General features: G+C 69.6%; 29 protein-coding genes and 1 tRNA gene. 12 read left to right on the top strand and 18 right to left on the bottom strand.

Annotated features, from left to right (window positions below; genetic code table 11):
* Nucleotides 1-40: 40 nt before the first annotated feature.
* Nucleotides 41-1453 (top strand): hypothetical protein, encoded by a 1413-nt coding sequence (locus NL115_RS14840; protein ID WP_254830123.1) that lies wholly within the window; start codon nucleotides 41-43, stop codon nucleotides 1451-1453.
* Between the two features lie 169 nt (nucleotides 1454-1622).
* Here NL115_RS14840 and NL115_RS14835 read toward each other — a convergent pair whose 3' ends face one another.
* The 3 genes from NL115_RS14835 to NL115_RS14825 are packed head-to-tail and all read right to left on the bottom strand — an operon-like array spanning nucleotide 1623 to nucleotide 3359.
* On the bottom strand, nucleotides 1623-2432 hold the full coding sequence (locus NL115_RS14835) for an SDR family NAD(P)-dependent oxidoreductase (RefSeq protein WP_254830122.1): 810 nt from the start codon (nucleotides 2430-2432) through the stop codon (nucleotides 1623-1625).
* A 48-nt stretch (nucleotides 2433-2480) separates the two neighbouring features.
* Nucleotides 2481-2987 (bottom strand): hypothetical protein, encoded by a 507-nt coding sequence (locus NL115_RS14830; protein WP_254830121.1) that lies wholly within the window; start codon nucleotides 2985-2987, stop codon nucleotides 2481-2483.
* A 42-nt stretch (nucleotides 2988-3029) separates the two neighbouring features.
* Nucleotides 3030-3359 (bottom strand): hypothetical protein, encoded by a 330-nt coding sequence (locus tag NL115_RS14825; protein WP_254830120.1) that lies wholly within the window; start codon nucleotides 3357-3359, stop codon nucleotides 3030-3032.
* A 153-nt stretch (nucleotides 3360-3512) separates the two neighbouring features.
* Between NL115_RS14825 and NL115_RS14820 the strand changes: the two genes are divergently transcribed.
* Together NL115_RS14820 and NL115_RS14815 are read left to right on the top strand one after the other, a co-directional pair.
* Nucleotides 3513-4526, top strand: a complete 1014-nt coding sequence (locus NL115_RS14820; protein ID WP_254830119.1) for a DUF7972 family membrane protein — start codon at nucleotides 3513-3515, stop codon at nucleotides 4524-4526.
* Nucleotides 4527-4594: 68 nt separating this feature from the next.
* Entirely contained in the window at nucleotides 4595-5257 is a 663-nt protein-coding gene (locus NL115_RS14815) for a helix-turn-helix domain-containing protein (RefSeq protein ID WP_254830118.1), read from the top strand.
* Nucleotides 5258-5312: 55 nt separating this feature from the next.
* Here NL115_RS14815 and NL115_RS14810 read toward each other — a convergent pair whose 3' ends face one another.
* The 6 genes from NL115_RS14810 to NL115_RS14785 all read right to left on the bottom strand — a co-directional run bounded on the left by NL115_RS14810 (nucleotide 5313) and on the right by NL115_RS14785 (nucleotide 13465).
* Complete coding sequence (locus tag NL115_RS14810) at nucleotides 5313-7028, bottom strand: glutamate--tRNA ligase (protein ID WP_254830117.1); 1716 nt, start codon at nucleotides 7026-7028, stop codon at nucleotides 5313-5315.
* Nucleotides 7029-7105: 77 nt separating this feature from the next.
* Nucleotides 7106-7588: a hypothetical protein gene (locus NL115_RS14805; protein WP_254830116.1), complete on the bottom strand. Its 483-nt coding sequence runs from the start codon at nucleotides 7586-7588 to the stop codon at nucleotides 7106-7108.
* Nucleotides 7589-7645: 57 nt separating this feature from the next.
* Nucleotides 7646-8629 (bottom strand): DUF7351 domain-containing protein, encoded by a 984-nt coding sequence (locus NL115_RS14800; protein ID WP_254830115.1) that lies wholly within the window; start codon nucleotides 8627-8629, stop codon nucleotides 7646-7648.
* A gap of 46 nt (nucleotides 8630-8675) precedes the next feature.
* Nucleotides 8676-11372 carry a DEAD/DEAH box helicase gene (locus tag NL115_RS14795; protein ID WP_254830114.1) on the bottom strand — a complete coding sequence of 899 codons (2697 nt, stop codon included), beginning with the start codon at nucleotides 11370-11372 and terminating at the stop codon, nucleotides 8676-8678.
* A 1-nt stretch (nucleotide 11373) separates the two neighbouring features.
* Nucleotides 11374-12876, bottom strand: a complete 1503-nt coding sequence (locus NL115_RS14790; protein ID WP_254830113.1) for a ribonuclease H-like domain-containing protein — start codon at nucleotides 12874-12876, stop codon at nucleotides 11374-11376.
* Between the two features lie 91 nt (nucleotides 12877-12967).
* Nucleotides 12968-13465 carry a helix-turn-helix domain-containing protein gene (locus NL115_RS14785; protein WP_254830112.1) on the bottom strand — a complete coding sequence of 166 codons (498 nt, stop codon included), beginning with the start codon at nucleotides 13463-13465 and terminating at the stop codon, nucleotides 12968-12970.
* A 167-nt stretch (nucleotides 13466-13632) separates the two neighbouring features.
* On the opposite strand from NL115_RS14785, the gene NL115_RS14780 reads away from it, so the two are divergent.
* A tRNA-Leu gene (locus NL115_RS14780) sits at nucleotides 13633-13717 on the top strand.
* 442 nt (nucleotides 13718-14159) lie between these two features.
* Here the strand turns inward: NL115_RS14780 and NL115_RS14775 are convergent.
* Nucleotides 14160-14435, bottom strand: a complete 276-nt coding sequence (locus NL115_RS14775) for an Ig-like domain-containing protein (RefSeq protein ID WP_254830111.1) — start codon at nucleotides 14433-14435, stop codon at nucleotides 14160-14162.
* Between the two features lie 112 nt (nucleotides 14436-14547).
* Nucleotides 14548-14691 (bottom strand): rubrerythrin-like domain-containing protein, encoded by a 144-nt coding sequence (locus NL115_RS14770; protein WP_254830110.1) that lies wholly within the window; start codon nucleotides 14689-14691, stop codon nucleotides 14548-14550.
* A gap of 89 nt (nucleotides 14692-14780) precedes the next feature.
* Here NL115_RS14770 and NL115_RS14765 point away from each other — a divergent pair, with 89 nt between their 5' ends.
* Together NL115_RS14765 and NL115_RS14760 are read left to right on the top strand one after the other, a co-directional pair.
* Nucleotides 14781-15365, top strand: coding sequence for a DUF420 domain-containing protein (locus tag NL115_RS14765; protein WP_254830109.1), 585 nt, complete (start codon nucleotides 14781-14783; stop codon nucleotides 15363-15365).
* A gap of 67 nt (nucleotides 15366-15432) precedes the next feature.
* Nucleotides 15433-15693 (top strand): hypothetical protein, encoded by a 261-nt coding sequence (locus tag NL115_RS14760; protein WP_254830108.1) that lies wholly within the window; start codon nucleotides 15433-15435, stop codon nucleotides 15691-15693.
* Between the two features lie 19 nt (nucleotides 15694-15712).
* On the opposite strand, the gene purF is transcribed toward NL115_RS14760, so the two are convergent.
* The 3 genes from purF to NL115_RS14745 form a co-directional block, all read right to left on the bottom strand.
* On the bottom strand, nucleotides 15713-17188 hold the full coding sequence (purF, locus tag NL115_RS14755) for an amidophosphoribosyltransferase (RefSeq protein WP_254830107.1): 1476 nt from the start codon (nucleotides 17186-17188) through the stop codon (nucleotides 15713-15715).
* Nucleotides 17189-17357: 169 nt separating this feature from the next.
* Nucleotides 17358-17534: a 50S ribosomal protein L37e gene (locus tag NL115_RS14750; protein WP_254830106.1), complete on the bottom strand. Its 177-nt coding sequence runs from the start codon at nucleotides 17532-17534 to the stop codon at nucleotides 17358-17360.
* A complete protein-coding gene (locus NL115_RS14745) occupies nucleotides 17531-17722 on the bottom strand; it encodes an LSM domain-containing protein (protein ID WP_254830105.1) in 192 nt (63 codons plus the stop codon). Before NL115_RS14745 ends, NL115_RS14750 begins: the two co-directional genes overlap by 4 nt.
* A gap of 154 nt (nucleotides 17723-17876) precedes the next feature.
* Between NL115_RS14745 and NL115_RS14740 the strand changes: the two genes are divergently transcribed.
* A complete protein-coding gene (locus NL115_RS14740; protein ID WP_254830104.1) occupies nucleotides 17877-18140 on the top strand; it encodes a hypothetical protein in 264 nt (87 codons plus the stop codon).
* 51 nt (nucleotides 18141-18191) lie between these two features.
* Here NL115_RS14740 and NL115_RS14735 read toward each other — a convergent pair whose 3' ends face one another.
* On the bottom strand, nucleotides 18192-19271 hold the full coding sequence (locus NL115_RS14735; RefSeq protein WP_254830103.1) for a succinylglutamate desuccinylase/aspartoacylase family protein: 1080 nt from the start codon (nucleotides 19269-19271) through the stop codon (nucleotides 18192-18194).
* 184 nt (nucleotides 19272-19455) lie between these two features.
* On the opposite strand from NL115_RS14735, the gene NL115_RS14730 reads away from it, so the two are divergent.
* The 3 genes from NL115_RS14730 to NL115_RS14720 all read left to right on the top strand — a co-directional run bounded on the left by NL115_RS14730 (nucleotide 19456) and on the right by NL115_RS14720 (nucleotide 23518).
* Nucleotides 19456-21096, top strand: a complete 1641-nt coding sequence (locus NL115_RS14730; protein ID WP_254830102.1) for an alpha/beta hydrolase — start codon at nucleotides 19456-19458, stop codon at nucleotides 21094-21096.
* An 80-nt stretch (nucleotides 21097-21176) separates the two neighbouring features.
* Complete coding sequence (locus NL115_RS14725; protein ID WP_254830101.1) at nucleotides 21177-22559, top strand: RimK family alpha-L-glutamate ligase; 1383 nt, start codon at nucleotides 21177-21179, stop codon at nucleotides 22557-22559.
* A gap of 305 nt (nucleotides 22560-22864) precedes the next feature.
* Nucleotides 22865-23518, top strand: a complete 654-nt coding sequence (locus NL115_RS14720; RefSeq protein WP_254830100.1) for a DNA-3-methyladenine glycosylase family protein — start codon at nucleotides 22865-22867, stop codon at nucleotides 23516-23518.
* Nucleotides 23519-23524: 6 nt separating this feature from the next.
* On the opposite strand, the gene NL115_RS14715 is transcribed toward NL115_RS14720, so the two are convergent.
* From NL115_RS14715 to NL115_RS14705, 3 genes are all read right to left on the bottom strand, one after another.
* Complete coding sequence (locus NL115_RS14715; RefSeq protein ID WP_254830099.1) at nucleotides 23525-23854, bottom strand: DUF7521 family protein; 330 nt, start codon at nucleotides 23852-23854, stop codon at nucleotides 23525-23527.
* Nucleotides 23855-23934: 80 nt separating this feature from the next.
* Nucleotides 23935-24207: a DUF7521 family protein gene (locus tag NL115_RS14710; RefSeq protein WP_254821665.1), complete on the bottom strand. Its 273-nt coding sequence runs from the start codon at nucleotides 24205-24207 to the stop codon at nucleotides 23935-23937.
* 2 nt (nucleotides 24208-24209) lie between these two features.
* Nucleotides 24210-24584, bottom strand: coding sequence for a winged helix-turn-helix domain-containing protein (locus NL115_RS14705; protein ID WP_254830098.1), 375 nt, complete (start codon nucleotides 24582-24584; stop codon nucleotides 24210-24212).
* Between the two features lie 247 nt (nucleotides 24585-24831).
* Here NL115_RS14705 and NL115_RS14700 point away from each other — a divergent pair, with 247 nt between their 5' ends.
* Together NL115_RS14700 and NL115_RS14695 are read left to right on the top strand one after the other, a co-directional pair.
* Entirely contained in the window at nucleotides 24832-25236 is a 405-nt protein-coding gene (locus NL115_RS14700; RefSeq protein ID WP_254830097.1) for a MoaD/ThiS family protein, read from the top strand.
* Nucleotides 25237-25371: 135 nt separating this feature from the next.
* The gene (locus NL115_RS14695; RefSeq protein WP_254830096.1) at nucleotides 25372-25770 is read left to right on the top strand and encodes a MoaD/ThiS family protein; all 399 of its coding nucleotides are present in this window, start codon (nucleotides 25372-25374) and stop codon (nucleotides 25768-25770) included.
* Nucleotides 25771-25791 lie beyond the last annotated feature (21 nt).

The following is a 25791-nucleotide window of genomic DNA, read 5'->3' as shown; positions in this document are numbered from 1 at the left end:
CGACTCCTGTACTGGATGCCAGTAGAGACGACCGTAGCGCATGACAGGACACAACGACAGCCCGTCGGGGACGCCCGGTGGGGACGACAACGGGGACGACGGAGACGGGGGTGAGTTCGAGTTCGGTAACGCGCCGGAGTCGAACCCACCACCAGGCACAGGCGGGACGACCGACCACGATGGCCTGGCCGGCGACGGTGGTGAGCCGGTCGGGGCTGGTCCGAGTGGTGGGACCAGCGCAGGCGGGTTCGACTTCAACCAGTGGATGCAGAACGTCGACCCGCGAGAGAACACGGGCACCGGCGAGGGCGAAGACGGTGCCCCAGACCCAGTCTACCGGCCCTCGGAGCTCCCATCGAGCGTCGGGCTCGGCGGCGAGGGACCGCGTGTCGTCACCTTCGGGCGCGACCGGGCGGAGCTTCCGTCCGGTCCGAAGGCCATCCCCCTGCTCGTCATCGGGTTCATCGGGGCCATCATCGTCGAGGCGCTGAGCCGCGTCATCGGCGCCGTTCCCGGCATCTCTACTAGTTCGGGAAGCGCGACGACCACGACGACCACACAGCACGCCGACGCCGCGGGGGCGTTCGAGTTCGAGAACGGTGGCTTCGACTTCGACGGCTGGCTCGGCGCCGAGTCGCTCGATGTCTCGGAGACGGAGTCGGTCGCGGCGGCCGGAGCCGCCACCGAGACCGCGACGACCGGGGCCGCGGCGGCCGCCGGGACCTTCGAGTTCGAGAACGGTGGCTTCGACTTCGACGGCTGGCTCGCGGCCGGCGACACCGATTTCACCGCTCCCGATCCCGAACCCGAACCGGCGCCAGCGGCGGAGGCCGAGCCCGCCGGTGCGGCAGCGACAGGCGCTGCGGCCGGCACAACGGCCGGTGCTGCGCAGAGCGCCACCGCGAGTGGTCCGACCGCGTCCGACCCCGGCTTCGGCGAGCCCTCGCCGACTGCCGGAACGGGCGACGAGATGCCGCCCATCAAGCTGGCCGCGTTCGCCCTGTTCGCGGCGAGCGCGGTGGCGGTCGCGTTCACCGTCCTGAGCGCCGGTGGCGTCGTCGCCCCCGGCCAGGGCGGCGTCCAGGCGAACCCCGGCTCGGCCGGTGGTGGCGGTGCTGCGAACGCGACTGCGACGCCGACCGCGACGGCAACAGCGACGGACTCGCCGACGCCGACCGCGACGGACTCGCCGACGCCGACCGCGACGGACTCGCCGACGCCAACTGCGTCGCCGACGCCGACGCCGACCGCGACGCCGACACCCACGGCGACACCGACGCCCACGCCCACGCCGACGGCAACCCCGACGCCGACGGCAACCCCGACGCCGACGGCAACCCCGACGCCCGAGCCCACGCCGACTCCGACCCAGACGCCGATCGGTGGTGGCATGATCGGTGGGGGCGGCGGTGACGGTGGCGACAGCGGTGGTGACGGCGGCCTGCTCGGCTGACCACACAGAACCGCACGACCGACCGATTCCCCGCTTCTTTCGCGCGATACGACGACGCAGTAGCTACTCCGAACGAGCGCCACCGGGAAGCAGATCGGAACAAGACCCGACGATACGGCTTATGCGGCCGGAGAAGAGGGTTCTCGACGGATACCCGCGCAACGCTCGACTACTGCAGGCCGAGGTCGGCGCTCATCGAGTTGCCGGCACGCGGGACCCCCTTCACCGTGTACGTCTCGCCGTTGACGAACGCCGCCGCGGGCGAGGCGAGGAACTGGACCACGTCCGCGATATCCTCCGTGTGCCCGATGCGGCGGTCCACCTGGTCGCGCGGCGGCATGTCTGACTCGTCGATGCCGAGCGTCTCCGCGACGCCGGGCGTCTGGATGAGGCCGGGCGCGACGCAGTTGACACGGATCGAGTGGTCGGCCCACTCGACCGACAGCGTCTCCGTGAGCCGGATGATGGCCGCCTTCGAGGCGGAGTAGTGGCTCTCGTTGGGGGCGGCGTGCTGGCCGTTCACGCTGGACATGTTGATGACGACGCCGCCGGGGTTGTCGTCTTCGCGCATCGCCTGGCCTGCGACCTGCGTGCAGTGGAACGTACCGTGCAGGTTGAGGTCGACGATGGCCTCCCAGCCGTTCGGGGAGATGTCGTCGAACGCGGCGACGAACTCGCCGCCCGCATTGTTGACGAGGATGTCGACCCCGCCGAGTTCCTCGACGGTCGCCTCGACGAACGCCTCGACCTCCTCGCGCTCGCGGACGTTGCATTCGACGGCCAGGCAGTCGCCCGCGTCCGGGTCCTCGTTGATGCCCTCGGCGACCGGGTCGACCCGGTCCTGCGAGCGCGAGCAGATGGCCACGTCGGCCCCGCCGGCCGCGAGCGTCTCCGCGACGGTGCGGCCGATACCCTGACTCGCGCCGGTGACGATGGCCCGCTTCCCTTCGACGCCGAACTCCGCACTGTGGAGTGACATGGACGGGTCGGCGGCCGGTGGGAGGAAGTGTCTACCGGAAGGGGCGACCTACTCGTCGCCGGTCGTATCGTCGGTCGACTCGTCCTCGTCAGCCGTCTCCCGGTCACGACGCCGGCGACGGCTCCCGAAACCGAAGAGACCACCGAGCGCGTCGAGTTCGTCGATGGCCGTCTCTGAGACGTTCGATTCGCGAACTCGGCGCGCGAGTTCGTCCTCTACGTCGGGCACCTCGACGGCGCCGCCCGTCGCGGTCTCGATAGGCTCCCGGATGAACTCGTCCTCGGCCGCGTCCACGAGCTCCGCGGCGCCCTCGTTCAACTCCAGCACGTCCGCGATGAGTGTCGGGTCGAGACCAGCCCCTGTCACCGAGAGGTCGTCGCCGACGGTCACCCGCTCGAGTTCGACCTCCATCTCGGGGGCGTCGGTTCCGTCGGTGGGGCCGTCGCCCCCGACGCCGGTGTCAAGGGCGCGCCGACCTGAAGACACGTAGGCCGCGGTGACGAGGAGGATGAGGCACTCCACGAGCCGCCGCCACCGGGGACTGGTGGTACGCATGCTGCCCGCTTCGAGGTACTGCAGGGAGAAAAATCCGGCCGTTCAGGCGCCGCCGTCGTCCGTCCGTTGCTGGTACTCCTCGCGGGCGGCCTTCAGGCCTGCGACGAGGATGTAGACCGCATCCACGATGTCGATCTCGTCGAAGCGTCCCTCCACATCCGTGTCGACCGGGAGCGCGTCGGTCGCGTCGCCGCCCGACTCCCCGGCCACGGTGCCGGTGTCGGTCGATGCCGTATCGACCGTCGTGTCGTCCTCGTCGCCGTCACCGCCACGGAGTGCGCGGACCAGGAGCACGACCCCGACCACGAGCACCGCGCCGATGGCCAGTTTCTTGCCGCCGATACCCCCCGCCTCCTCGGTGTCGTTCGTCATGGGTGCCCGTTCACCCCCGTACAACTTAAACGGTTCCGGGTCGGCGCCCGACCGGTTCGCGTCCGGTCGACCGATACGTGCCCGGCCCACGGTGTGGTCGTCCAGGGGGGCGTTCCACGGGTTTTTAACCGGAAACGGCCCTCTGGCCGGGCAATGAGCCCTGCAGGCGCCCCTGGTCGCTGGTTCCTGCTGACCGGCAACCGCCGGGCTGTCACGCTGCTGTTGCTCGGGGTGGTGTACGTGGCGCTGGTACCGATGGCCCTCGTCTTCCTGGGCTCCGAGCAACTGCTGGCCGCGCGTGGGACCATCGCCGGTCTACTGAACACGCTGCTCTCGGGCGTCATCCTTCTGGTCTCCATCGTCGTCTCCGTCACGTCGCTGTTCGTCTCGCAGGAACTCAGTCCGGTGGGGCGCCAGCGCGAGCGCGTCGAGCGGGCCCGCGAGTTCCGCGAGTCGACCGAGGACATCCTCGACCGCGAGGTGTCCCCGGCCCGGCCGTCGGCGTTCCTGCGGGCGGTCACGCAGGGCATCCTCGAGCGGACCCAGGACCTGCAGGACGCCGTCGACGCGATGGCGCCGGGCCACCCGGGGCTCGACGAGGGGACCGAGGGTGACCCCGCCGCGGAGATCGACGCGTTCCGCGAACGCGTCGCCGCGGATGTCGAGGCGGTCAACCGGCGGCTGTCCGACGGCGCGGGCACCTTCGGCATCCTGCTGGCGGGGCTGGAGTACGACTACGCCGGTCAGCTGTACGCGCTGCGGCGCTTTCGCTCCCGCCACGGGACCGAACTGACCGAGGAGGTCGACGCCCGACTCGAGGACGTGGTGGCCGCGCTGGAGTTCTTCGTCACCGCCCGCGAGTACTTCAAGTCGCTCTACTTCGAGCGGGAGTTCGCCACGCTCTCGCGTGACCTGCTGTTCGTCTCGCTTCCCGCTCTGGTGCTGGTCTCGTACGCCATCCTCGCCATCGACGCGGAGATGGTCGGCGGCACGACAATCGGCGTCTCGCGGCTCCTCCTGCTGGCCGGCGGCGCGTACACCCTCGCGCTCGCGCCGTTCGCCGTCCTCACGGCGTACGTCGTCCGCGTCTCGACCATCGCGATCAGCACCCTCTCGGCCGGGCCGTTCGTCCTCGCCGACGACGACCCGGACGACCTCGTGGAGTGAGGCGGCGGCCCGGACAGCCCTCATCGCTGCGGCGAAAGTCCCTTTATACCCCAGCGTGAGGTGGGGGTATGCGCCAGGCGACGTTCGTCATCAGTGCCGGACGGGGAGGACTCCATCCTGCGGACGCCGCCATCGCCGCCGAGCCGAACATACAGCGGCTCTCCATCCGGCAGATCGATATCCTCGACGACGGTACCGGTATCGTCCTCTACGCGTCGCGTGGCGACCTCGAACGCGGGAAGCAACTGCTGGAGGGTCGCGACGACATCTACGACGTCGACTACGTCGGTGAGACCAACGGCGTCACCCTCGTGCATTTCGAGCCCAACGACACCGTCCGCGACCTGCTGGCGGTCGGCCGGAGCCAGGCCATCGCACTCGACCTCCCTATCGAGTGCCTGCCGGACGGCGGTGTCCGCGTCACCGTCATCGGCAACGACGCTGCCATCAGCCAGGCCGTCGACGACATGCCCGAGTCGCTGGCGCTGTCGCTGGAGTCGATGGGTGCCTACGACCCCGACCGCTCGGACCCGTTCGCCTCGCTCACGGAGCGCCAGCAGGAGATCCTCCTGACCGCACTCGAACTGGGCTACTTCGAGACACCTCGCGAGACGAACCAGGAGGAAATCGCCGAGGCGCTGGATGTGTCCACGGCGACCATCGGCGAACACCTGCGGCGGATCCAGGCGAAACTGATTCCCTCCGTGGTTCCCCGGGCGCTGTGGGAGTAGGCGAGCACGGGCAACAGCCCAAAACCCCAGATATCTGGAATATCCCGGTACCCTCCTACTTATGCGTGAAGTAGGCAGTGAGTTCCCCATCCTCGAACGCATCGAGCCGGCAGAAACCGACGCGCTCGAACTGGAGTAGGTCGTCCGCGGCGTACCCCTCCACACCGGGCTCGGCGTGTCCCTCGACGTCGCCGTCCATCGTGCGCATCGTCACGGGCACGTTCTCGTCGGCGTCGACCCAGTGGACCACGTCCACGCCCTCCTCCCGCACCAGGTCGATGCCCTCGTCGGTGAACTCGAGCGTCCCCCCGTCGTTCCGGACCGGACCCCAGCCCTTCAGCCAGACGCGCTCGCCGTCGGCAGGCACGTCATCGCTCTCCAGCAACACCGCGTCCCCCAGCGGGACATCACGGTCGCCCCGGTCCTCGTGTTCCGGATGCACCGGCGGATGCCCCGCGTCCGGCCCGCCCTCGACGGGCAGGCGCTCGCCGTCCCGGACCAGGAACGCGCGGTCGGTCTCGTCGTCGACGCGGTCGCGGTTGGCCGAGTAGACCGACGACATCGCGAGGTCCGCGTTCGTGGTGGAGACGCCGAGGTCGGTCATCGCCTCGACGACAGCGTCGCCCCGGATACCCCGGCGCTCCAGCGACGCGAGCGTCGGTGCGCGGGGGTCGTCCCAGCCGTCCAGTTCGCCGTCGGCGATGAGTTGCTTGATGCTCGACGTCGAGAGCGGCACGTCGTACTCGTCGACCTCGATACGGCCCCAGTGGGTGACCTCGGGATACTCCCAGCCGAAGTAGTCGTACAGGAAGCCCTGCCGCTTCGCGGAGTCCTGCAGGTCGATGCCGCGGATGATGTGCGTGACGCCGAACAGGTGGTCGTCGATGGCCGACTGGAAGTCCAGCATCGGCCAGCAGCGGTACTCGGCGGCTTCCTCGCGGGGGTGGGGCGTGTCGACCATCCGGAACGCCACCCAGTCGCGCAGCGCGGGGTTCTTGTGTTCGATGTCGGTCCGCACCCGGAGGACCTTCTCGCCGGACTCGTACTCGCCGGCGACCATCCGGTCGAACTCCTCGTGGGTGGTCTCGGGGTCCTGGTCGCGGTGTGGGCACGCCTCGCCGCTGTTCTTCAGGTCCGAGAACTCCGCCTGCGGGCAGGAGCAGGCGTACGCGCCGCCCGCGTCGATGAGGTCGCGGGCGTGCTCGTAGTAGGTCTCCACCCGGTCGCTGGCGCGGACGACCTCGTCGGGCTCGAAGCCGAGGTAGTCGATGGCGTCGAGGATACCGTCGTACGCGTCGAGGTCGGGCCGCTTCGTCTCGGGGTCCGTGTCGTCGAACCGACAGAGCATCCAGCCGCCGTACAGCTCCTTGTAGGAGCCGATGACGGCCGGCATCCGGGCGCTGCCGAGGTGCCACGGCCCGTTCGGGTTCGGCGCGAGGCGCATCCGCACCTCGTCGTACTCCTCGACGTTCGGGAGGTCCGGGAGGACCTGGTCGTCTTCCTCGTCCTCGGCCTCCAGTTCCGCGACGGCGTCGGGGTCGAGTTCGGCGAGTCGCTCGCGTTTCTCCTCGTCCGAGAGCCCGTTGACGCGCTCGCAGACGGGCGCGACGATGCCCGGAATCTCGTCGCCGTGCTCGCGGAACTCCGGGTTCTCGCCCATCATGGGGCCCATGATGGCCCCCACCTGCGCGTCGCTGCCGTGCTTGAGCGCGTTGAACAGCGCGGCCGTCTCGGCCTCACGTTCGACCCGCTCGCGAAGGTCGTCGTTCATGTTGTCCGGGACTTCGCGGGTGGGGGTGAAAACGGGTGTGGATTGTGCGGGGCGGCCGGCGCCACCGGCAGCCGGCGCTACGCCACTCGCACGACCCGTACGTCCAGTTCCTTCGCCGCTCGGGTGACGTGCGCTCGGTCGGTGTCGCTGACGTAGACGAGTTCGTCGACGGTCCAGCCGGGCCAGTCGGCCCGAATCAGCTCACGAGCGGCCAGCAGGTCGCCGACGGTGCCGACGCGGGCGGCGCCGGGGTCGAACGCCACCAGCGTCACCGTCTCCTCGGCGAACCTCTCCGTCCCGCGGAGCGTCTCGAACAGGTCGGCCTTCGTCACGCCGAACGCCTCGTCCGCCTCCGGGTTGACGTACTCCGTGCCGGCGTGGGCCGTGTACACCTCCGGGAGTTCCTGTTCGCGGTCGGTGAGGCAGACCGCGTCGACCGTGTAGTGGTCGCCCTCCTCGCCCAGCGAGAGGCCAGCGGGCACATCCACCCACCACTTGCCGTCGGGCGAGGCGTCCGATTCGATGAACGCGCGCCGGAGGGAGCCGCGTGCGTCGGTCATGGTCGGGCGACGGGTCGGGGCCGGACGACAAATCTCCGTCGGTGGCGGGCGCGACCCTCAATGCTCCTCGACGGCCACCACCTCGGCGTCCTCGTCCATCGTCAGCTGCAGTTCGTCGCCCTCGTGTCGGACAGTCACCTCGACCCGGTGTGGGTCTGCCGAGACGACGCGCTGCTCGTTCCGGGTGGCGAGTCGGTCACGCCGGCGTATCTGCTCGAACGCACCGTGGCTGTAGCCGACCTCGACACCCCGCTCGTAGTAGAACGCGACGACCGCGGGGTGGTGCAGCACGAGACTCCGTGGCGACGATGCGTGGTAGTTCTTGCAGACCGTACACCCCAGGATGACGAGCGCGGCCGGCGTGCGGCCACACGTCTCGCAGACGCCGTCCTCGTCGTGGTCCTCGCACACCTTGAGCCGTAGATTCACCGGCCCGGAGCACTCGTTGCAGACGCCCTCGAGCATCGTCTTCATGTCCTGGTAGCCGCGGCTCAGGGCCGCCGCCCACAGCTCCTCCGGCGACCGGTCGCCGAACCCCGCCGGGTCGAGCGCCGCGCCGGTGAGGTAGCCGTCCGGCTGCTCGTTGGTCCCCGCGAAACCACCCTCGCACTCGGTACAGACGTGGTAGAGCCACTCGTCGTCGTACAGCACCGCGGTCTGACCCCCGCAGTACGGACAGGGCACGTCGATGGGCGTGCGCTCCAGCGTCGGCTCCTCGATGCCCGCGCCCGCGATGACGGTGCGGACGAGCTTCTGGCCGGCTCGCCGGAGGAGGTAGCCATCGTCGACCTTGCGGACGAACTGCCCGACCAGCTGTTCGAGGTGGTAGTTGAACTGGCCGGAGTCGGTGGTGCCGACCCGCTCGCGGAGGTCCGAGAACGAGATGCCGTCTTCGGGGTTCACGGAGTCGTGGGCGTCCCAGAGCGCCAGCAGGATCGCCAGCCGCGTCTCGTTGCTGAGCACGGCGAACGCATCCGTCGCACGCTCCATGTCGCCCCCCACCGCCGCCTCCAGCGGTGACGCCGCCGGATTCTCGCTCATGGCGGACACGAGCGACGGCGTGGTCATAAGCCATCGGGCGAGCCAGCTACGAGTAGAACAGCGGCGGCCGGCGCTCGTCGGTCTCCTCGGGGGCGAGCGCCCGCTCGTCCGCGTCGCCGAGCAGGTGGTCGAGCACGTCGACGGCGGCCTCGCGGTGGAGCGGCCGGTTGTCGTTGCCGCAGTTCTCGTCCATCACGCAGGCCGGGCAGCCCTCCGTCCGGGCGCAGGTACAGGCCGCGATGCGCTCGCGGGTGCGCCGCGCGAGCGCCTCGAACGACTCGTAGACGGCCCGGGAGAAGCCGAGCCCACCCTCGACACCGTCGTAGACGAACCAGCCCGACGCCGAGCGCTCCAGGGACCCCTCGCGCTGGCGGGCCTCGAGCGCGGTGCGGACTGCCTCGACGCTGCCGGGGGCGTCGCCGTCACTGTCTGCGCTTGTGGCTCCGCCTTCGTCGACGCTTCCCGCGCGCTCGGCCTCGGCGAGATGCCCGTCGAGCAGGAGCGTCGAGAGGCCCCCGAGGTCGCCGGGGTCGAGCATCAACTCGAGCGGCGCGGCGCCGATCATCCCGTGCTCGGCCGCGTGGAGCCCGCCCATGTAGCCCAGATGCGGTGACTGTTGCTCCTCGGGGAGGTCGGGCACCCGGTAGTCGGCGTACCGCTCGACGAGCCCGCGCTCGACCTGCTCGGGAACTTCGACCCAGCAGAGCTGCGTGTCCATCGTCAGCGGCGGCAACTCGGTGGGGATGGGCGTGCCGATGCGCTCGTTGTCGCTGATGCGGACGCGGTCGTACTCGGCGTGGTGGACGAGGACGCTCCCGGTGCCGAAGTGGAGTCGGAAGCCGTTCACCTCGCGCGATTCCTCGCTCTCGGCGTCGAGCACGGTCACCTCGGACCGGGTACGGGTGTAGTAGTCCACGTCGACGGGCTGGAGGCGGACGTACGGCTGGCTGGTGCCGCCATCGCGCCCGTGCTCGATATCGACGACCTCGTACTGCTGGTCACCGTGGACCCGGACCGCGCCCTCGTGGTAGTCCCGGAAGGCCCGCTCTCGCGCGAGCGGTTCGAGGTCCGGCTCCTGCTCGGGCGGCGTGTCCTCGGTCACGCGAACCTGGTACTGCTCGTCGTCGGTCGCGTAGAGGTTCACGTCCGTCTGCGGGCGCGGCGGGCCGACGTAGGAGACGCCCGTCTCGAGGTGGCCCGTCAGCTTCCCGGCTCGGCGCCACATCTCGACCGCGCGTTCGAGGCGGTCCCGGTCGGCGAAGGCGTCGTCGGGGCCCTCGCCCGCGTCGGTCTCGTCGATGGCCACCTCGTCGGCCGCACAGAGGAGGTGCTGGGCGAACACGCGGTCGTTGGTGGTGTCGACCACGGCGTCCTCCACGTCGCCCTCCAGCAGGTACACCGGGTTGTCGACGATGTACTGGTCGAGCGTGGCGTAGTCAGCGACGAGCACCGAGAGGGCGTCCGCGGCATCGCGCCCGGCGCGGCCGACGCGCTGCCAGAAGGACTGGCGCTGGCCGGGGTAGCCCATCAGGAGCGTCGCGTCGATCTCGCCGACGTTGATGCCGAGTTCGAGCGCCGACGTGGCCGCGACCCCGTCGAGCGCGCCTGACTTGAGCGACTGCTCGGTCGTGTGGCGCTTGCGCTTGCCCTGGCCCGCGTGGTACGGCTCGATGGGGCTCGGCTCGCTGGCGGTGTATGAGCGCGGATGCTCCCGGCGGTGCTCGCGGGCGCGGCCGACGGACAGCTCTGCGAGTTTCCGCGACGGCGTGAACATGAGCGTGCGCACGTCGTGGTACGTCAGGTGCGAGAAGACGCGCGGCGCCTCGACGGAGGCGGGCTGGCGCTCGAAGGATTCTCCGTCGTCGCGTTCACCCCCCGTATCTTCCCCGCCAGCGTCGGCTCGCCGCTCCGTCGGCGGCGGGTTCCACAGCACGAGGTCCCGGCGCCCGCGTGGGCTCCCGTCCTCGTCGACGACGGTGACGGGTTCACCCAGCAGCGCCTCGCTGTGCTCGCCCGGGTTGCCGATGGTCGCCGAGGAGCAGACGAACGACGGGTCGCTCCCGTAGTAGTCGAGGACGCGCTTCAGCCGGCGGAGTATCCACGCGACGTGCATCCCCTGAACGCCGGTGTAGGTATGGGACTCGTCGACCACGACGAGGTCGCACGCGTTGAAGAACCGCGACCAGACATCGTGGTTGTGGAGGTACGTGTTGACGCCCATGAAGTTCGAGATGACCACGTCGGCCTCCTCGCGGATGCGCCGGCGCGTCTCGCCCAGTTCCGTATCGCCGTCGTAGACGGCCACCTCGATGTCCAGCCCGAGGCGGTCGTACAGGGACGACAGCTCCCGTTGCTGGTCCTGCGCGAGTGCCTTCATCGGGTAGACGACGTACGCCGTCGACTCGGCGTCCCGGGCCCGCGCGTCGAGGACGTTCCGGGCGATTTGCAGGGCGTACACGTCCGTCTTCCCGGAGGACGTGCTGGTAGCGACGCAGACGTTCTCGCCCCGGTCGAGCGCCGCCAGCGCCCGTGCCTGGTGGACGAAGGGGTCGTACGGGTAGTTCGCGGCGAGTTCCGGGCGCAGGACCTCATCGACCGGGACCGTGCGGGCCGCCCGTGGCTCGAGTTCGCGGACGGAGACGTGCTCGTCGAGGTCGGCGTAGCGGGGGAACGTCTCGACCAGTTCCCGACCCGTCAGGGGCAGCGCGTCGGTGGCTGCCGCCGATGGGTCGTCGCCCGTCATCTCAGAAGTCACCCAGCCCCGTCTGTTCGGACTCGGTCGTTCGCTCGGCCGCGCCAGCGACACTGTCCCGGCGGTCGGCCGCCTTGAGCGCCTCGTAGACGTGCCACAGCGCGCGGCAGTCGTCCTCGCAGTACGCCTCGTGGCGGGCCCAGTCCAGGGGTTCGCCGGTGCGCATGAGCCGGCCGTACGCGGCGGCGGTCGCGGCCCCGTCGAGGCCAGTGTCGGCACCCGCGTACCCCAGCTTGCGCGCGACGTGGTCGAGCTTGTTCGTGCGCCCCGGGAGCAGCGCGTTGTCCTGCCGGACGGCCCAGTCGTACAGGTCGTGCTTCCAGTAGCCGTCCCACGCCGCGGCGTACTCGGGGCAGTACCGCTCGACGAAGCTCGTCAGGTGCCGGTAGTCGAATCGATTGCCGTTCCACGTGAGCAGGTCGCGCTCCGGGTGGTCGGCGAGCAGCCACGTCACGAATCGCTCGACGACGCGGCCGGGGTCGTCCGGGTCCTCGCGCTCGGTGAACGCGTGGTGCTCGTCGGCAGAGGGGTCGTAGACGCCGACCTGCCAGATGATCGTCGGGGAGAGCCCGTCCGTCTCGATGTCGAGACAGAGTGGGGGCCGAGCGGCCGGCTCGCCGGGGAGCGCGCTCGTGCTCAGGCGGAGTGGGTCACCCGAATCCAGCACCTCCGCGTGCCGTGTCGCGCGCTCGGCGGTGTCGCGCCCGACACCGGTCACGTCGGTCAACTGTCGCAGCGGTGTCCGCCGAACGTCCGCGCGCGAGCGGACGCCCGCCTCGCGGAGCCGGTCGGCGGTCCGCGGACCGACCCCCTCCAGCGCGCGCAGGCCGAACCGGTCCGCACCCACGCGCTCGGTCCCGACCGCGCCCGAGGGTGAGAGCGTGAGACAGGCCACGTCACGGCTGCCGTACCCCTCCGCCGCGCCGAGCCCGTGGAGACGGACCGTGAGCGGTCCATCCGTCTCGTCCGCACCGTCGGGCGCGTCGAGTGTCCACTCGTGGTCGTAGTCGGCTGGCAGCAGGTCGCTCAGGACCACCACGTTCCCGGGGGCGGTCGCGACGAGCGCGGCGAGGTCGGCAGCGACCGGGAGTGTCGCGGACAGCTGCGTTGCGTCCACCTCGACCGCGACGGGGCAGGCGACGAACGTCGTGGTCTCGGGCGCGGCGTCGATGACGCCGTCCCGGAGCTGTCGCCCGACCTCGAGGAGCGCGGACGGGTCGCGGACACTCACCACGTCGACGCCACCGTCGGCACTGCCGAGTCGGTCGTGTCGGGGCGCGTCGTCACGCGCGAGCGGCGTGTGGACGACGGGGACTGCTTCGGCTCCGCCCGTGGCCGAGCGCACGGTCGCATGCGCGCGGGGGGCGCGCTCGGTCGCGAGCACCCAGACGCCGTCGGGGTCGAAGTAGTCACAGGCGTCCGCGACGGCATCGGGCGAACGGTCTGCGACGACCGCCGGCGGGAGTGCGAGCAACCGGGCCGACCCTCCTTCCATCGTGCCGAGGGATGCGAGCGAGCCGTTTCAACGTTCGGACCCCGAGCTGGAAGTGGTCACGAGCCGGCGGGCCACGGCACGGGCGGGCGTCTCAGGTGTCCTCGGCGAGCTGGACGTTGAGCCGTTCTTCGAGCGCCGTGATGAGCGAGCCACCGACGCCCGCGCGGGTCGCACGACCCTGCTCGACGGCCAGCACGTCGGCCTCGTCGACACCGAGTTCGCCCGCGAGTTCGTCGGTCTGGAGGCCGGCCTCCTGTCGGGCCGCCTCCAGTCGGTCACCGTAGTCGCGCACGAGGTACGGGAGCGGGTCGTCGTCGTAGTCCGTGCCACCCTGCTCCCAGTGTTCGGGGTTGCCCTTGCGGGCGTCGTTGAGCTTCGCGGTGTTACGCGCGGCCTCTCGCCGACGTTCCTGCTCGCCGTCGTCCTGCTCGCGGTCGTCGCCGTCCTCGGCGTGCCGGGCGCACTCGCCACAGACCTCCAGTTTCGCGCCCGCCACGGTCGCCGTCCGGAGGTCGCGGTCCTCGGCGCCACACAGCTCACAACTGTCGCTGGCGCCACCGCTTCGGCCCCCGGTCGAATACTTCGCCATGGCGCCACTGAGCCGACCCAGCCACTTCAAATTCGCGTTCGGCCCGATTCTCCGGGCGATTCCACGCCCACGCCGGCACCGTGTCACACTACCTCGCCCCGTCCGCGGAACGAAAACCATATCAGCAAATCTCTCGTCGGTTCGATTGGCTTCGGCACGCAACGCGTGCGTGGGTAGCCAAGCCAGGCCAACGGCGCAGCGTTGAGGGCGCTGTCCCGTAGGGGTCCGCCGGTTCAAATCCGGTCCCACGCACTGCATCGCACCCTCGTGGTGCAACGACAGTGCAGGTGCCATCCCTTTGGGACGGCACCCACGCAAATCCTACCGAACGCTACTCCGACAGCGACGGCCGCGTCGCTCGGCTCCAAGCCGAACCGCGACGCGCAGTGAGGGCATTGTCCCGTAGGGGTCCGCCGGTGAGCGCCCGCCAGGGCGCGAGCCCTGGAAGTCGCAGCCCGGAACGGCGCGCTTCGCGCGCCGCACGCCCGGAACGTCTTCCTCCGCCGAGGCCCGTGGGCCGAGGGTCGTCGTGGAGCGAGCGAAGCGAGCGGAACGACGGAAGTTCAAATCCGGTCCCACGCACTGCCATAACCTGGGGCGTCGCCCCAGGCAGTGCAGGTGCCGTCCCTTTGGGGCGGCACCCACGCAGACTCTCTCCGAACGCTACCCCGACAGCGGTGGCTACGACGCAGGGTCAGGCCTCCTCGACACGAACCAGGTGCTCGTCGGGCGCGTACGACACCCCGTCCTCGTTCTCCCTGGTGGCCCGAAGCCGCAGGATTCCGGTCGTATCGGCCACGACCGTGGCCGTCCCATCGGCGTCCGTGACCACCGTGCCTCCATCGGGGAATCGTACCACGGCGCCGGCGACGGGGACGCCGCGCTCGTCCCGTACCTCGACCGTGATCTCGTCACCGAGTCGGTGGAAATCTCCGTCCGTCTTGAGGCGGAGTGCTCTCGTTTCGCTCATCGATTACGAGACGATGGGTGCCAGACCACCGGAGTCGGAACCGTAGCTGGAGAACTGCATCGATTCATCCCGGGCGCGGCCACCATGTCGGCTATCTCGGCGGCTCGACGCCTCACCGGTCACGCGCGACGCCGAGGTTCGTGAGGTAGCCACCACACTTGGGGCAGAGGCGGCCATCCACGTCCGACGGACGGTCACCGCAGTCCATGCACTCGTAGATGGGGTCGTCGGCGTGGTGCGGGTCTGAGTACGTCATTCCTCGTATGGTATCGTTGCTGCCCAGCCATGATAAATGTTGGCACACGTCTCACGGCACCGATAATCCCCCCGCCCGTACGGCCACGCATGACCACCTCAGAGCCGGGACAGGGATCGCTCCTCCCCCGGGACCGCGTGCCGGAAGCCACGGCACTGTTGACGGTTGTCTCGCTGGCACTCGTCTTCGCGGCCGCGCTCGGGGTCGTCCCACGTGGCCTGCTCCCTCGAGCACCCGACAGCGTACTGGGGGCCATCCCACCCGTGAACGCCGGTATCAGCCTCGTCGCCATCGGTACCATCGTGACCGGGTGGCGGGCCATCCGCCGTGGCAACGTCCAGCGCCACGCGCGCCTGATGGTGGCGAGCTTCGGCCTGTTCGCGGCCTTCCTGGTGCTGTACCTCTACCGGGTCGCGCTGCTGGGTCCGACCCCGTTCCCCGGGCCAGCGGCCGTCGAGCAGTTCGTCTACCTCCCGATGCTGGGCATCCACATCCTGCTCGCCATCGTCTGCGTGCCGCTGCTGTACTACGTGCTACTCGTGGCCGCGACGCGGCCGACGAGCGAGGTGTTCGGCTCGCTCCATCCGCGCGTCGGCCGCGTCGCGGCGTCGCTGTGGCTGGTCTCGTTCTCGCTGGGCATCGGCGTCTACGCGATGCTGTATCTGGTGTACTGAACCGGACGAGGAGTGGAACGCGCCGCGGTCCCCGGGAGCTAAGAGGCGTGCCGCCACATCCTCGCGCATGAACCTTGGTGCCGAACTCGCGGAACTCCGCGAGCAGTTCCGCGAGCACCCCCGGGTGGTGGTCCGCGGCCTCGGCGAACTGACCACCGTCGCGGTGTTGCTCCTCGGGACGTTCGCCCTCCTGCCGCAGGGAGTCACGGACGGGACCCGCCCGTTCTGGATAGCGCTGGTGGCGCTGGGGGCGGCGTTCGTCCTGCTGCCGACGCTGGTGGACCCGCTGCGACACGAGTACCGGACGCTGACGGGCGGGGAGGAGTGACTGAGAACGGGACCGGAGGTCAGTCGTCGGCCGCCGCCGGCTCGCTGCCGATGACGGGCCGCTCCACGTCGCGGTCGGTCGTCTCGCCCTCGATATCGTAGGGATACTCGCCGGTGACACAGCCGAGACAGAGGTCCGCACGCGACTGGTCCAGCGCGTCGGCCACCGCGTCGATCGAGAGGTACTCCAGCGAGTCGGCGCTGATCTCGTCGCCGATCTCGGGCACGGTCCTGTCGGCGGCGATGAGCTCCTCGCGCGAGGCCATGTCGATGCCCATGTAGCACGGCGCGATGATGGGCGGCGCACCGATACGGACGTGGACCTCGGCGGCCCCCACGTCGCGCATCAGCTGTACCAGTTGCGTCGAGGTGGTGCCCCGGACGATGGAGTCGTCGATGATGGTGACGGTGCGGTCCTCGACGACATCCTTTATGGGATTGAGCTTGAGGCGGACGGCGCGCTCGCGAGCGTCCTGCGTGGGCATGATGAACGTCCGCCCGACGTAGCGGTTCTTCATCAGCCCCTCCGCGAACTCGACGCTGGCGTCCTCCTCCTGGGCGGCCTCGGCGTAGCCCGAGGCGAACGCGCGCCCGGAGTCGGGGACGGGCATGACGACGTCCGTGTCGACACCGCTCTCGTCCCAGAGCGCGCGCCCGAGGTCACGCCGGACGTCGTAGACGAGGTGGTCGTCGATGACCGAGTCCGGCCGCGCGAAGTAGACGTGCTCGAAGAAGCAGTGCGCGGTGTTCTCCTGCTCGAACAGCTGGTAGGCGTCGAATCCCTCGCCGTCGGGCTGGAGGATGATGAGTTCGCCCGGCTTCACGTCGCGGACGAGTTCCCCGTCCAGCACGTCGATGGCCGCGGACTCGGAGGCCAGGACGTAGCCGTCGTCGATCTCACCGATGCAGAGCGGCCGGTTCCCCTGCGGGTCGCGCACCCCCATCACCGTGTCGTCGTGCATGATGGTGAGCGAGTAGGAGCCGTGGATGCGGCTCATCGTGCGCTTGACCGCGCGGACCAGGTCCTCCTCCAGCAGGTTGCGCGCGAGGTCGTGGGCGATGACCTCCGTGTCGCCGTCGGAGGTGAAGGCGTGACCCAGATTCGCGAGTTCGTCGCGAATCTCGCCCGCGTTGACGAGGTTGCCGTTGTGGCTGAGCCCCAGCGAGCCGGACTTGAACGAGACGGAGAACGGCTGCGCACAGGACGCGTTGACGCTCCCGGCGGTCGGGTAGCGGACGTGCCCGATGCCGACGGGCCCGTTCAACTGGTCGATATCGTCCTCGTCGAAGGCGTCGCCGACGAGGCCCATCTCCACGTGCGAGTGCTGCTGGAAGCCGTCGTGGGTGACGATTCCGGCGGACTCCTGCCCCCGATGCTGGAGCGCGTACAGCGCGTAGTAGAGGGGCCGTGCAGCGGCCCGCTCGTCCAGGGACACCCCGACGACGCCGCACTTCTCCGTCGGGCCGCCCAGGTCCCGGTGGTCCCGGCCTGTCATTGTGCGGAGGGAGCGACCGGACCGGCAAAAAGATTCGCAACTGGGTCGTTCCCGGTGACACAGCCGTCACCGGGCACCACCGGCGGGTTCATACATGCCGGATGAGCCGCGGCTGTCGATGGTAGCCGCGAACAGAAGGATCGCGGTTCGGTCGTCGTGTGGCCCGCGTTCAGTTGTCGCCGGTCTTGCCCTGCCACTCGTAGTCCCGTCGCTTCGCGGACTTCCCGAAGCCACAGGACGCGCACTGCTTCTTCTGCTTGTGGTAGGACTTCTCGCCGCAGCGGCGGCACTTCACGTGGGTCGTCTTGTTCTTCTTCCCCTGAGAGGGCGTGCCGGCTCCAGTCATGGTTCTGGTTGAATCGAGACGACGTTATCGCCGCGGATAATCGTTGTGTTCTCCCCGTCGGCCACGACGAGGTTCATGTGCTGGTCGTACCCCTCGAGGACGCCGTCGTACACCTCGCCGCCCTTCAGGTGAACCGTCACTTCCTCTCCGAGCGTCTCTTCGAGCACGTCGAGCGGTCGCCCCGGCATACCACAGAACGCGCGGGCCGACCGGATAAACGCACCGACACCCGGTCTCCGGTGGGCCCGCCCGGCGTGTCGGCGTACCGCCGGACGTAGGAGTGCAGAGACGCCGACCAGGATTCCCCACAACCGCTAAACCCTCGCCGACTGAATCCCGACCATGGTCGACATCACGTTCCTGGAGGTCCACGTACAGGACGCCTCCTTCACGAAGGGGGAGGACGGGCGCGACGCCGAGGACGTCTCGTTCGAGGCCGCGGGAGAGGACATCCCGCCGGGGAGCGGCGGCAGCTCGAAGAAGGCGGTCGTGGGCGCGCTCGTCGGACTGATGTTCCTCGCGGTCGTCGCCTACCTGGTGAAGACACGGTTCCTGAGCGACGAGGACGAGGAAGAGGAGGAGTTCGAGTTCGACGACTACGACTGACCACTCCGGGCGGTCGTATCGGCGAGGGGTCGTCGCAGGCAGGACGTCGTCTCAGGCAGACCCGCCCGACGTACGCTCACCCTCCCGTTCGAGCGCGCGCCGGGTCCGCCCGTCGAGTTCGACGAGGTGACAGAGCGGGTTACCCGGGTAGACGAGCGGGTTCTCCAGCACGCCGACGAGGAGTCCGGTGAACGGCGCCTTCACGACCGCAGAGTCCGTCTTGAACGGGTTCGTGATGGTGCAGACCGTGTCGCCCTCGTAGACGAGCGAGCCGCGCTCGTGGTGCATCTCGACGAGGCCGCCGGCGTCCGCGCGGAGCCACGTCTTCTCGGCCGAGCCGTCGACCACGGTCCGCCAGCCGGGCCAGGCGACCGCCTCCTCGTCGCGCAGACCGAACTCCGCCATGACCGAGAGCGTCCCCGCCAGCGCTCGGTCGATGAGGTCGCGCTGGAAGCGGTGGGCCTCGCCCATCTCCACGGTGATGGTCGGAACGCCGGCCTCGGTCGCCTCGCGCCGGAGCGCCCCCGACGGCCCCTCGCCCGCGATGATGACGTTGGAGGCGAACGCGTTGGCGACGCGGGCGACCCGCTGGTGCTCCATGTCCGCGCGGACGTGCAGGGTGTTGGTCCGCCCCCGAGTCGAGGTGTGGAAGTCGAGGCCGAGGTCGCAGGGCTCGAGGAAGTTGCGGTGGATACGGTTGGCGATGCGCTTGGCCGACGTGCCCTCGGGGTCGCCCGGGAACGAGCGGTTGAGGTCGCGGTCGTAGATGGGGAGGTAGCGCTGCTGGGCGATGAACCCCGGGACGTTCAACACGGGCAGGCAGACCAGCGTCCCCGCGAGGTCGGTGTGGTCCCACTCGTGGGCCACCTCGCGGACCACCTCGATACCGTTCAGCTCGTCGCCGTGCGCGGCCGCCGAGAGGAACATCGTGGGCCCGGCTCGCTCGCCGTTGACGATGGTGACCGGCAACCGGACCGGTTCGCCCAGGTAGGTCTCGCTGACGCCGTACCGGACGTTCTGGGTCTCGCCGGGGTCGACGCGCCCGCCGTCGTAGGTGAACGGTTCGGGTTCGTCCTCGGGCCCCGGGAGGAGCGACTGCCCCTCGTCGTCCGCGGCGGCGTCGTCGGTCATGCCCACACCGGGGACGCGCAACTACAAAAGCCCCCAACTCACGGCCGGGGCAACGTGCCCGGACCCCGGAGCGTCTTAAGCAACCCCTGTTGCCCGGCGCAACCGCCACGTCGGCCCTGCCCGCACTCCGTGTACGACCGGCCGTCCCGACCGGGGCCGGCACGGACACACGACCACACCAGCCATGACCGACGACCCCCAGTGGACGACCGACGGCGTAACGCGACGGCGCTACCTGACACTCACCGCGGCGAGCGGGGCCGCACTCGGCCTCGGAGTGGGGGCCGGCGCGGCAGCGCGAGACCACACCAGGGAGAACGTCACGATCACGAGCGACAACTCCCCACACCCGGTCGACATCGCGGCGACGGTGTACCGACCGGGAGGTGCGTCGGCCGACGACCCGGTCCCGATGATTCTCCACTCACACGGGTGGGGCGGCTCGCGGACCTCGAGCGAGGGCGCGTTCCGGACGGAGCTCGACGCCGGCTTCGGCGTGCTGAGTTTCGACCAGCGCGGCCACGGCGAGTCCGGCGGACAGGCGTACGTCCAGAGCCCGGAGCGCGAGGGCCAGGACGTCATCGCGGTGCTGGACCACGTCGCCGACCTGCCGTGGGTCGCCCGGAGCGAGCCGAAGGGGCTCCCCATCCCGAAGAAGGACAACCCGGCCGTCTTCGCGATGGGCAGGAGCTACGGGGGCGGCTACCAGCTCGTCGGGGCGTTCACCGAGACCGCGGTGAAGGGCTACACACGCTTCGACGCGCTCGCGCCACAGATCACCTGGTTCGACCTCACGGAGTCGCTCGCACCCGAGAAGGTGGTCCGCTCGACCTGGGTCCTGGCACTCTACACCCTCGGGGCGGGAATGGTCCCGCAACACGTCCACGAAGGACTCGCCTACGGTGCGACGACCGGCCAGTGGCCCGACGGCGAGCCACTGGGCGAACCGGACCTCGAATCGCGGTTCTTCGACAACGGGCCGGTCGGGTTCGTCGAGCGCGACATCCGGCTCGACGTGCCCGTCCTCTTCGGTCAGGGACTGTCCGACAACCTGTTCAATTTCAACCAGGCGTGGAAGAACTTCGAGCGAGGGCTCACGGACAGCGCACGCGGGCAGAGTGCGGTCGTCGGCTACAACGGGGGCCACGCGCTGCCGAACACGTTCCCGCCCGGCGACGGGAGCTTCGGCGGCGTCGTCTCGGGGCCGACGTTCTACGAGGACGCCCGGCTGACGTTCTTCGAGGCGATACGCGGCGACAGCAGCGACAGCGGCGACGCCCGTTCGGTCGTCGGCTCGCCGTACCTGCTCCAGACCGCCTCCGGGGAACGCAGGGTCGCCGTCGACCGGGTCGACGACCGGACGCCGTACGGGGAGGCCGACCTCTCGGTGTACGGTGACGGCGCTGGTGGGCTCGGCGTCGCGAACACGGACACGGTCGCCACCACCACGGGAGCCGGGGCACCGATCCACCTGCCCCTCGACGACGGCCCGCTGACGGTCGCCGGCGTCCCGGAGCTGTCGGCGACGGTCACCGCCCTCGGCGTCGATCAGCGGCTGTTCTTCGGGCTCTCGGTCGGCGAGAGCCCGGCCACAGCACAGGTCCTCCAGAACAACGTGATGCCACTGCACGAGGCCGACCCGGTGATGGGTGTCGAGCGGACCGTCGAACTGCCCGGCGTCGCTGCCGATATCGGCCCACGTGAACAGCTCTATCTCACGGTCACCGCGGTCTCGGACATGTTCCCGATACACGGCTCCATCCGCACCCCCGGGACGGTCGTGCTCGAAGACCTCTCGGTCGGCGTCCCGCTGACTGAGAACTGACGGACGAATGGCGCTGTCCCACGACAGTGCGGCCGTACGCACCGTCAGGATTAGGGTCCGACCCCCGAACGGCTAGAGGTATGAGTACGGGAACCCCGCCCGGTGGCGATGCCGGCGAGACGACGGTCGGTGTCCTGAGTCTCCACAACTCGAAGGAGACGAAGGCGATTCTGAACGCGGTCGATGATCTGGGCCACGGGACAGAGTGGCTCCGGGCCGAGAACCTCGCGGTCGAGATCGAGGACGGCGAACCACGGCTCGAGCCGGACGTGGACGTGGTCGTGAACCGGCTGCTGCTGTCGAAGGAGGGGCACCCGGCCGAGCTGCTGGGACTCGCCGCGACCGTCGAGCGGCTGGCGCCGATGCTCAACCGGCCGCCGGCGACACTGACGGCGCTCCACAAGTTCGCCAGTGCTGCGGCGCTGTCGGACGCGGGCCTCCCCGTCCCGGACGCGCTGATGGCGCTCTCGAAGGACCGGATGGAGGAGGGCCGGGACCGGTTCGAACCGGAGTTCGTCTACAAGACCGCCATCGGCACGCACGGCGGCGGAACATGGAAGCTCGGCGAGGAGGACAGTATCAACCCGAAGGTCGGGACCCGGCAGGCGTTCATCCAGCAGTTCCTCGAACGCGACCCCGAGAGCCACACCGACCTCCGGGTGTACGTGGTCGGTGGCGAGGTGGTCGGGGCGATGCGGCGACACGCCCCGGAGGACGACTGGCGGACGAACGTCGCGCTCGGCGGCGACGTCGAGAACGCCGGCGACGCGCTCACCGACGAGGTGGTCGACATCGCGACCCGTGCGACGGACGTGGTGGGGCTGGACTACGCCGGCGTCGACCTCGTGGAGGGTGACGCCGGCTGGTACATCCTGGAGGTGAACCCCACAGCCGGCTTCAAGGGGCTGTTCGAGGCGACCGGGCGCTCGCCGGCACCGCACATCGCCCGGCTGGCACTCGACTGCGCCGGCGCGACCGTCGACGAGGAGGCCGTCCGACGGCTGGAGACCACGCTCGACGACTCCCGGCCCTCCTGTGCGCCGCGCATCGAGACAGAGGAGGCGAGCGAACCCGCCGTCATCGGCTACATCGAGGAGGTCGACGTCATCGGCACCAGCGGGCGCAAGTCCATCATGGCCAAATCCGACACGGGCGCCACCAGGACCAGCATCGACGCCCGCCTCGCGGCCGATGTCGGGACCGGCCCCATCAAGGACATCGTGAAGATCAAATCGGGCAGCCTCAAGTCCGGCAAGTCCCGTCCCGTCGTCGACGTGGTCGTCGGCGTCGGGGGCACCCAGCACACCGTCGCCGCGTCCGTCGAGGACCGCTCGCACATGGACTACCCGATGCTGCTGGGCCGGGACATCCTCGAACACTACCGGGTCGACGTCCGGCGGCGCGCGGACAGCGACCTCGGCCCCGGGGAGAACGCCGAAGAAGAGGAGCTCTCAGAAGAGTAGAAGTCAGCGTTCCAGATTCCGACCTACGGCAGAAATTTGGCCCTGACCTCGATTGTTCGACGATTATCAGAATTATTCTCCACCAGCCACGCCGGCGCGGCCCCACACCGTCCGATATTTGAAGGCAGATTCCGGGACCAGCGCCCCCATGCCCTGACGAGTCGCTCCCGGACCGCCGACCCGAGCGGGAAGGACGCCACTCCCCGCTCGGTTCCGCCAGCGCAGCACACGGTTCGGGACGCTGTCGTGCCGCCTGTTCGCCACGAGCGAGAGGCATATCCGCCCCGGCCACCGAGTCGGCGTCGATGGCCCCCGACGCCGACGATGACGACGCGGTCTCCCACGGAACCTCCGATGAGCCGCAGGACCCGCACGCTCACCTCGCCGGCGACGAGACGCTGGCACCGCTGGTCGAGTCGTACGGCCCCCTCGAACTCGACCCGACCGGCGACCCGTTCGAGCGGCTCGTCGTCTCGCTGGTCAATCAGCAGCTCTCCTCGGCCTCCGCGGCGGCGATCCGCGAGCGACTGTTCGACCGCTTCGAGGTGACATCCGAGGGCCTGCTCGCGGCCGACGAGGACGCGCTCCGGGATGTGGGACTCTCCCGGCAGAAGGTCGACTACGTGCAGAGCGCCGCCGAGGCCGCACGGGAGGGTCGCCTCGACCGCAACCGCTTCGCCGCGATGGACGACACGGCCGTCGTCGACGACCTGACCGACATCCGCGGCGTCGGCGACTGGACCGGCAAGATGTTCGCGATGTTCGCCCTCGGCCGTGAGGACGTGTTCCCCGTCGAGGACCTCGGCATCCGGCGCGCGATGGAGTCACTGCACGGGGACCTCACTCGCGCGGAGATGGTCGAGCGCGCCGAGCCATGGCGGCCGTTCCGGTCGTACGCCGCGCTCTACCTGTGGCACCACCACGAGGACGGGAGCCCGAACGTGCCGACCGACGGCTGACGCGTGTCAGTTGTGGCCGCCGGTCGAGCACTGGTCCTGTCCCACGCCCGGCCGGGGGGCGTCGTCGATGAGGAGCGAGTGGACGATGACGGCCAGGCCGGCAGCGGTGCAGAGACTCTGGATGGTCTGACTCTCGGCCAGCGACAGGGCGCCGGACATGTGGAGGAGTCCGGCGGCGACCGCCCCGGTAGCCAGCAGGCCGAAGCCGAGAGCGAGCGCACGGAGCGACTGGTTGCCGGTGCGACGGTATGCCCGATGGGCGACCACCGCGATGACGCTGCCGAGCGCGAGCGTCGCCAGTTTGGTGGCCACCAGCAGGGGTTCGCTAGGGAACATATCAGAGTAGATGCCACGTGAGATAATAGCACGGGCTGCCGGCTCCCAGCCGCTGGGAACGGGCGCCGGGGCCGCGGCGATCACTCCTGGTACAGCGAGTACGTGATGACGCCGAACCCGATTGCCGTGATGACGCTCTGGACCAGCACGCTGGTGCGGAGGTCGACGATTCCCGCGAGGTCGCCGACCCCAGCGATGACGCCGCCCATGGTGATGATGCCGAAGCCGATCGCGAGCGCTCGGAGCGACGGGGCACCGGTCCGTCGATACGCCTTCGCCGTCATGTAGGTGATGAGCCCGCCCAGGAGCAGGGTCACCGTCTTCGCTACTGTGATTCCTATCGGATGTACCATGGTCAGGTTTCCCTCCGTACCTCCTTCCACATCGCCGCCAGCTGTTCGTCCGCCGACCGTGTCGGCCGGTCGATACCGACCTCGAGCGAGCGTTCCTCGTCGAGTGCGATGACCACACGCTCGAAATCGACCTCGTACAGCGTCGTGTGGTGGCCGTCCGGCCGCACCTCGGTCGCTTCCCGGAGCAGGTCGGCCTCCGTCAGGAGGTCGAGCTTCCGGTAGGCCGTCGAGGAGGGGATGTCGCACCGGTCGGACACCTCTCCAGCGGATAGCGGTTCGTCGAGCGCTCGGATGATCGCTCGACAGTCCGCGTCATCGAGCGCCGTGAGGACATCGCCAAGAGGGGGGTCCGACTCCGAGCGCGGGTTCCGCGCCATATCAACTACTCGGAGCCCCGGTTGAAAACCCATGCGAAGGCGGCGGGCGGGGACGCCCAGCCACCTGCCGCGGCACAGCGCGTCTCCGACCCGACACCGGCGACCCCCGGTCGAGTCCGCTTCCCGACCGGGACCGTCGCCGCCGTGTGGGAAACGCTATCGAGGCGCGAGCGCCGCTGTACCCACTTATTCCCGGGCGTCGAGAACCGGGAGCAGCTTCATGATGCGGGCCTCACAACGATAATGTATGACCCCCAACGCCACAGGCCTCACCGACACACCGCCCGGTGCGGAGGCACCGGCCGAAGGGACGACCACGGCGCAGACGACGACCGTCGATGTCCGCGCGTGTGGCCGGTTCCGGCGACAGTTCGATGAGAACCGCTTCGAGTTCACCTTCGAGGGGGACACGCTCCGCGAGTTCGTCGGGGCGCTCCTCGGCGAACGGCCGGAGCTGGCCGACCTCCTCATCGGCGAGACGCGCCATGAGGACGACGCCGGCTGGACCGACATCCGGGACGACCTCGGGGCGGGCAAACGACCGTTCGTCCGCGTGATGGTCAACGGCACGTTCAACGAGTACCGCGGCGGCGCCGAGGCCGAACTGTCCGACGGCGACCGCATCGAGCTGGTCGAACCGCTGACCTACTGAGGCACGCCGCTGGCGTGCTGCTTCCGCTGTTTCTCGCGCCCGTTCTCGGCCGCCAGCACCGCGAATCGCTACCAGCGCCACCACCCGAACATATTCGGGGGTATCTACAGGCGGATGCCGCCGGAACGGTCCGTCATGAGCACGACCACCGACGCATCGAGCGAACAGGCGGTGACGACCACGGTCGACGTGAAGGCGACCGGCCACGTCCGGCGTGAACTCGGCGAGCACCGCTTCGACTACACCTTCGAGGGAGAGACGCTCCGCGAGTTCCTCGACGCGCTGTTCGCCGAGCATCCCGAACTGCAGGAGATGCTCGTCGCGGAAACCGAGGCCGAGGCCAGTACGGAGGGCTGGGTCGATGTCGATGACCTCCCGGGCGACTGGGCGAAGAACCCCGAGGGCGAGCAGACCCGTCCCTACGTCCGTGTCGTCGTCAACGGGGCGTTCAACGAGCATCTGGACGGGTTCGATACCGAACTCGACGACGGGGACCGCGTCGCGCTGATGTTCCCGTTCATGTTCTGTTGCTGACAGCTTCCCGGCGCCGCCCGC

Source organism: Haloglomus salinum (assembly GCF_024298825.1).
GTDB classification, from domain to species: domain Archaea; phylum Halobacteriota; class Halobacteria; order Halobacteriales; family Haloarculaceae; genus Haloglomus; species Haloglomus salinum.
The sequence above is the reverse complement of the archived record's forward strand: the minus strand, read 5'-3'. Positions and strand labels throughout refer to the sequence as shown.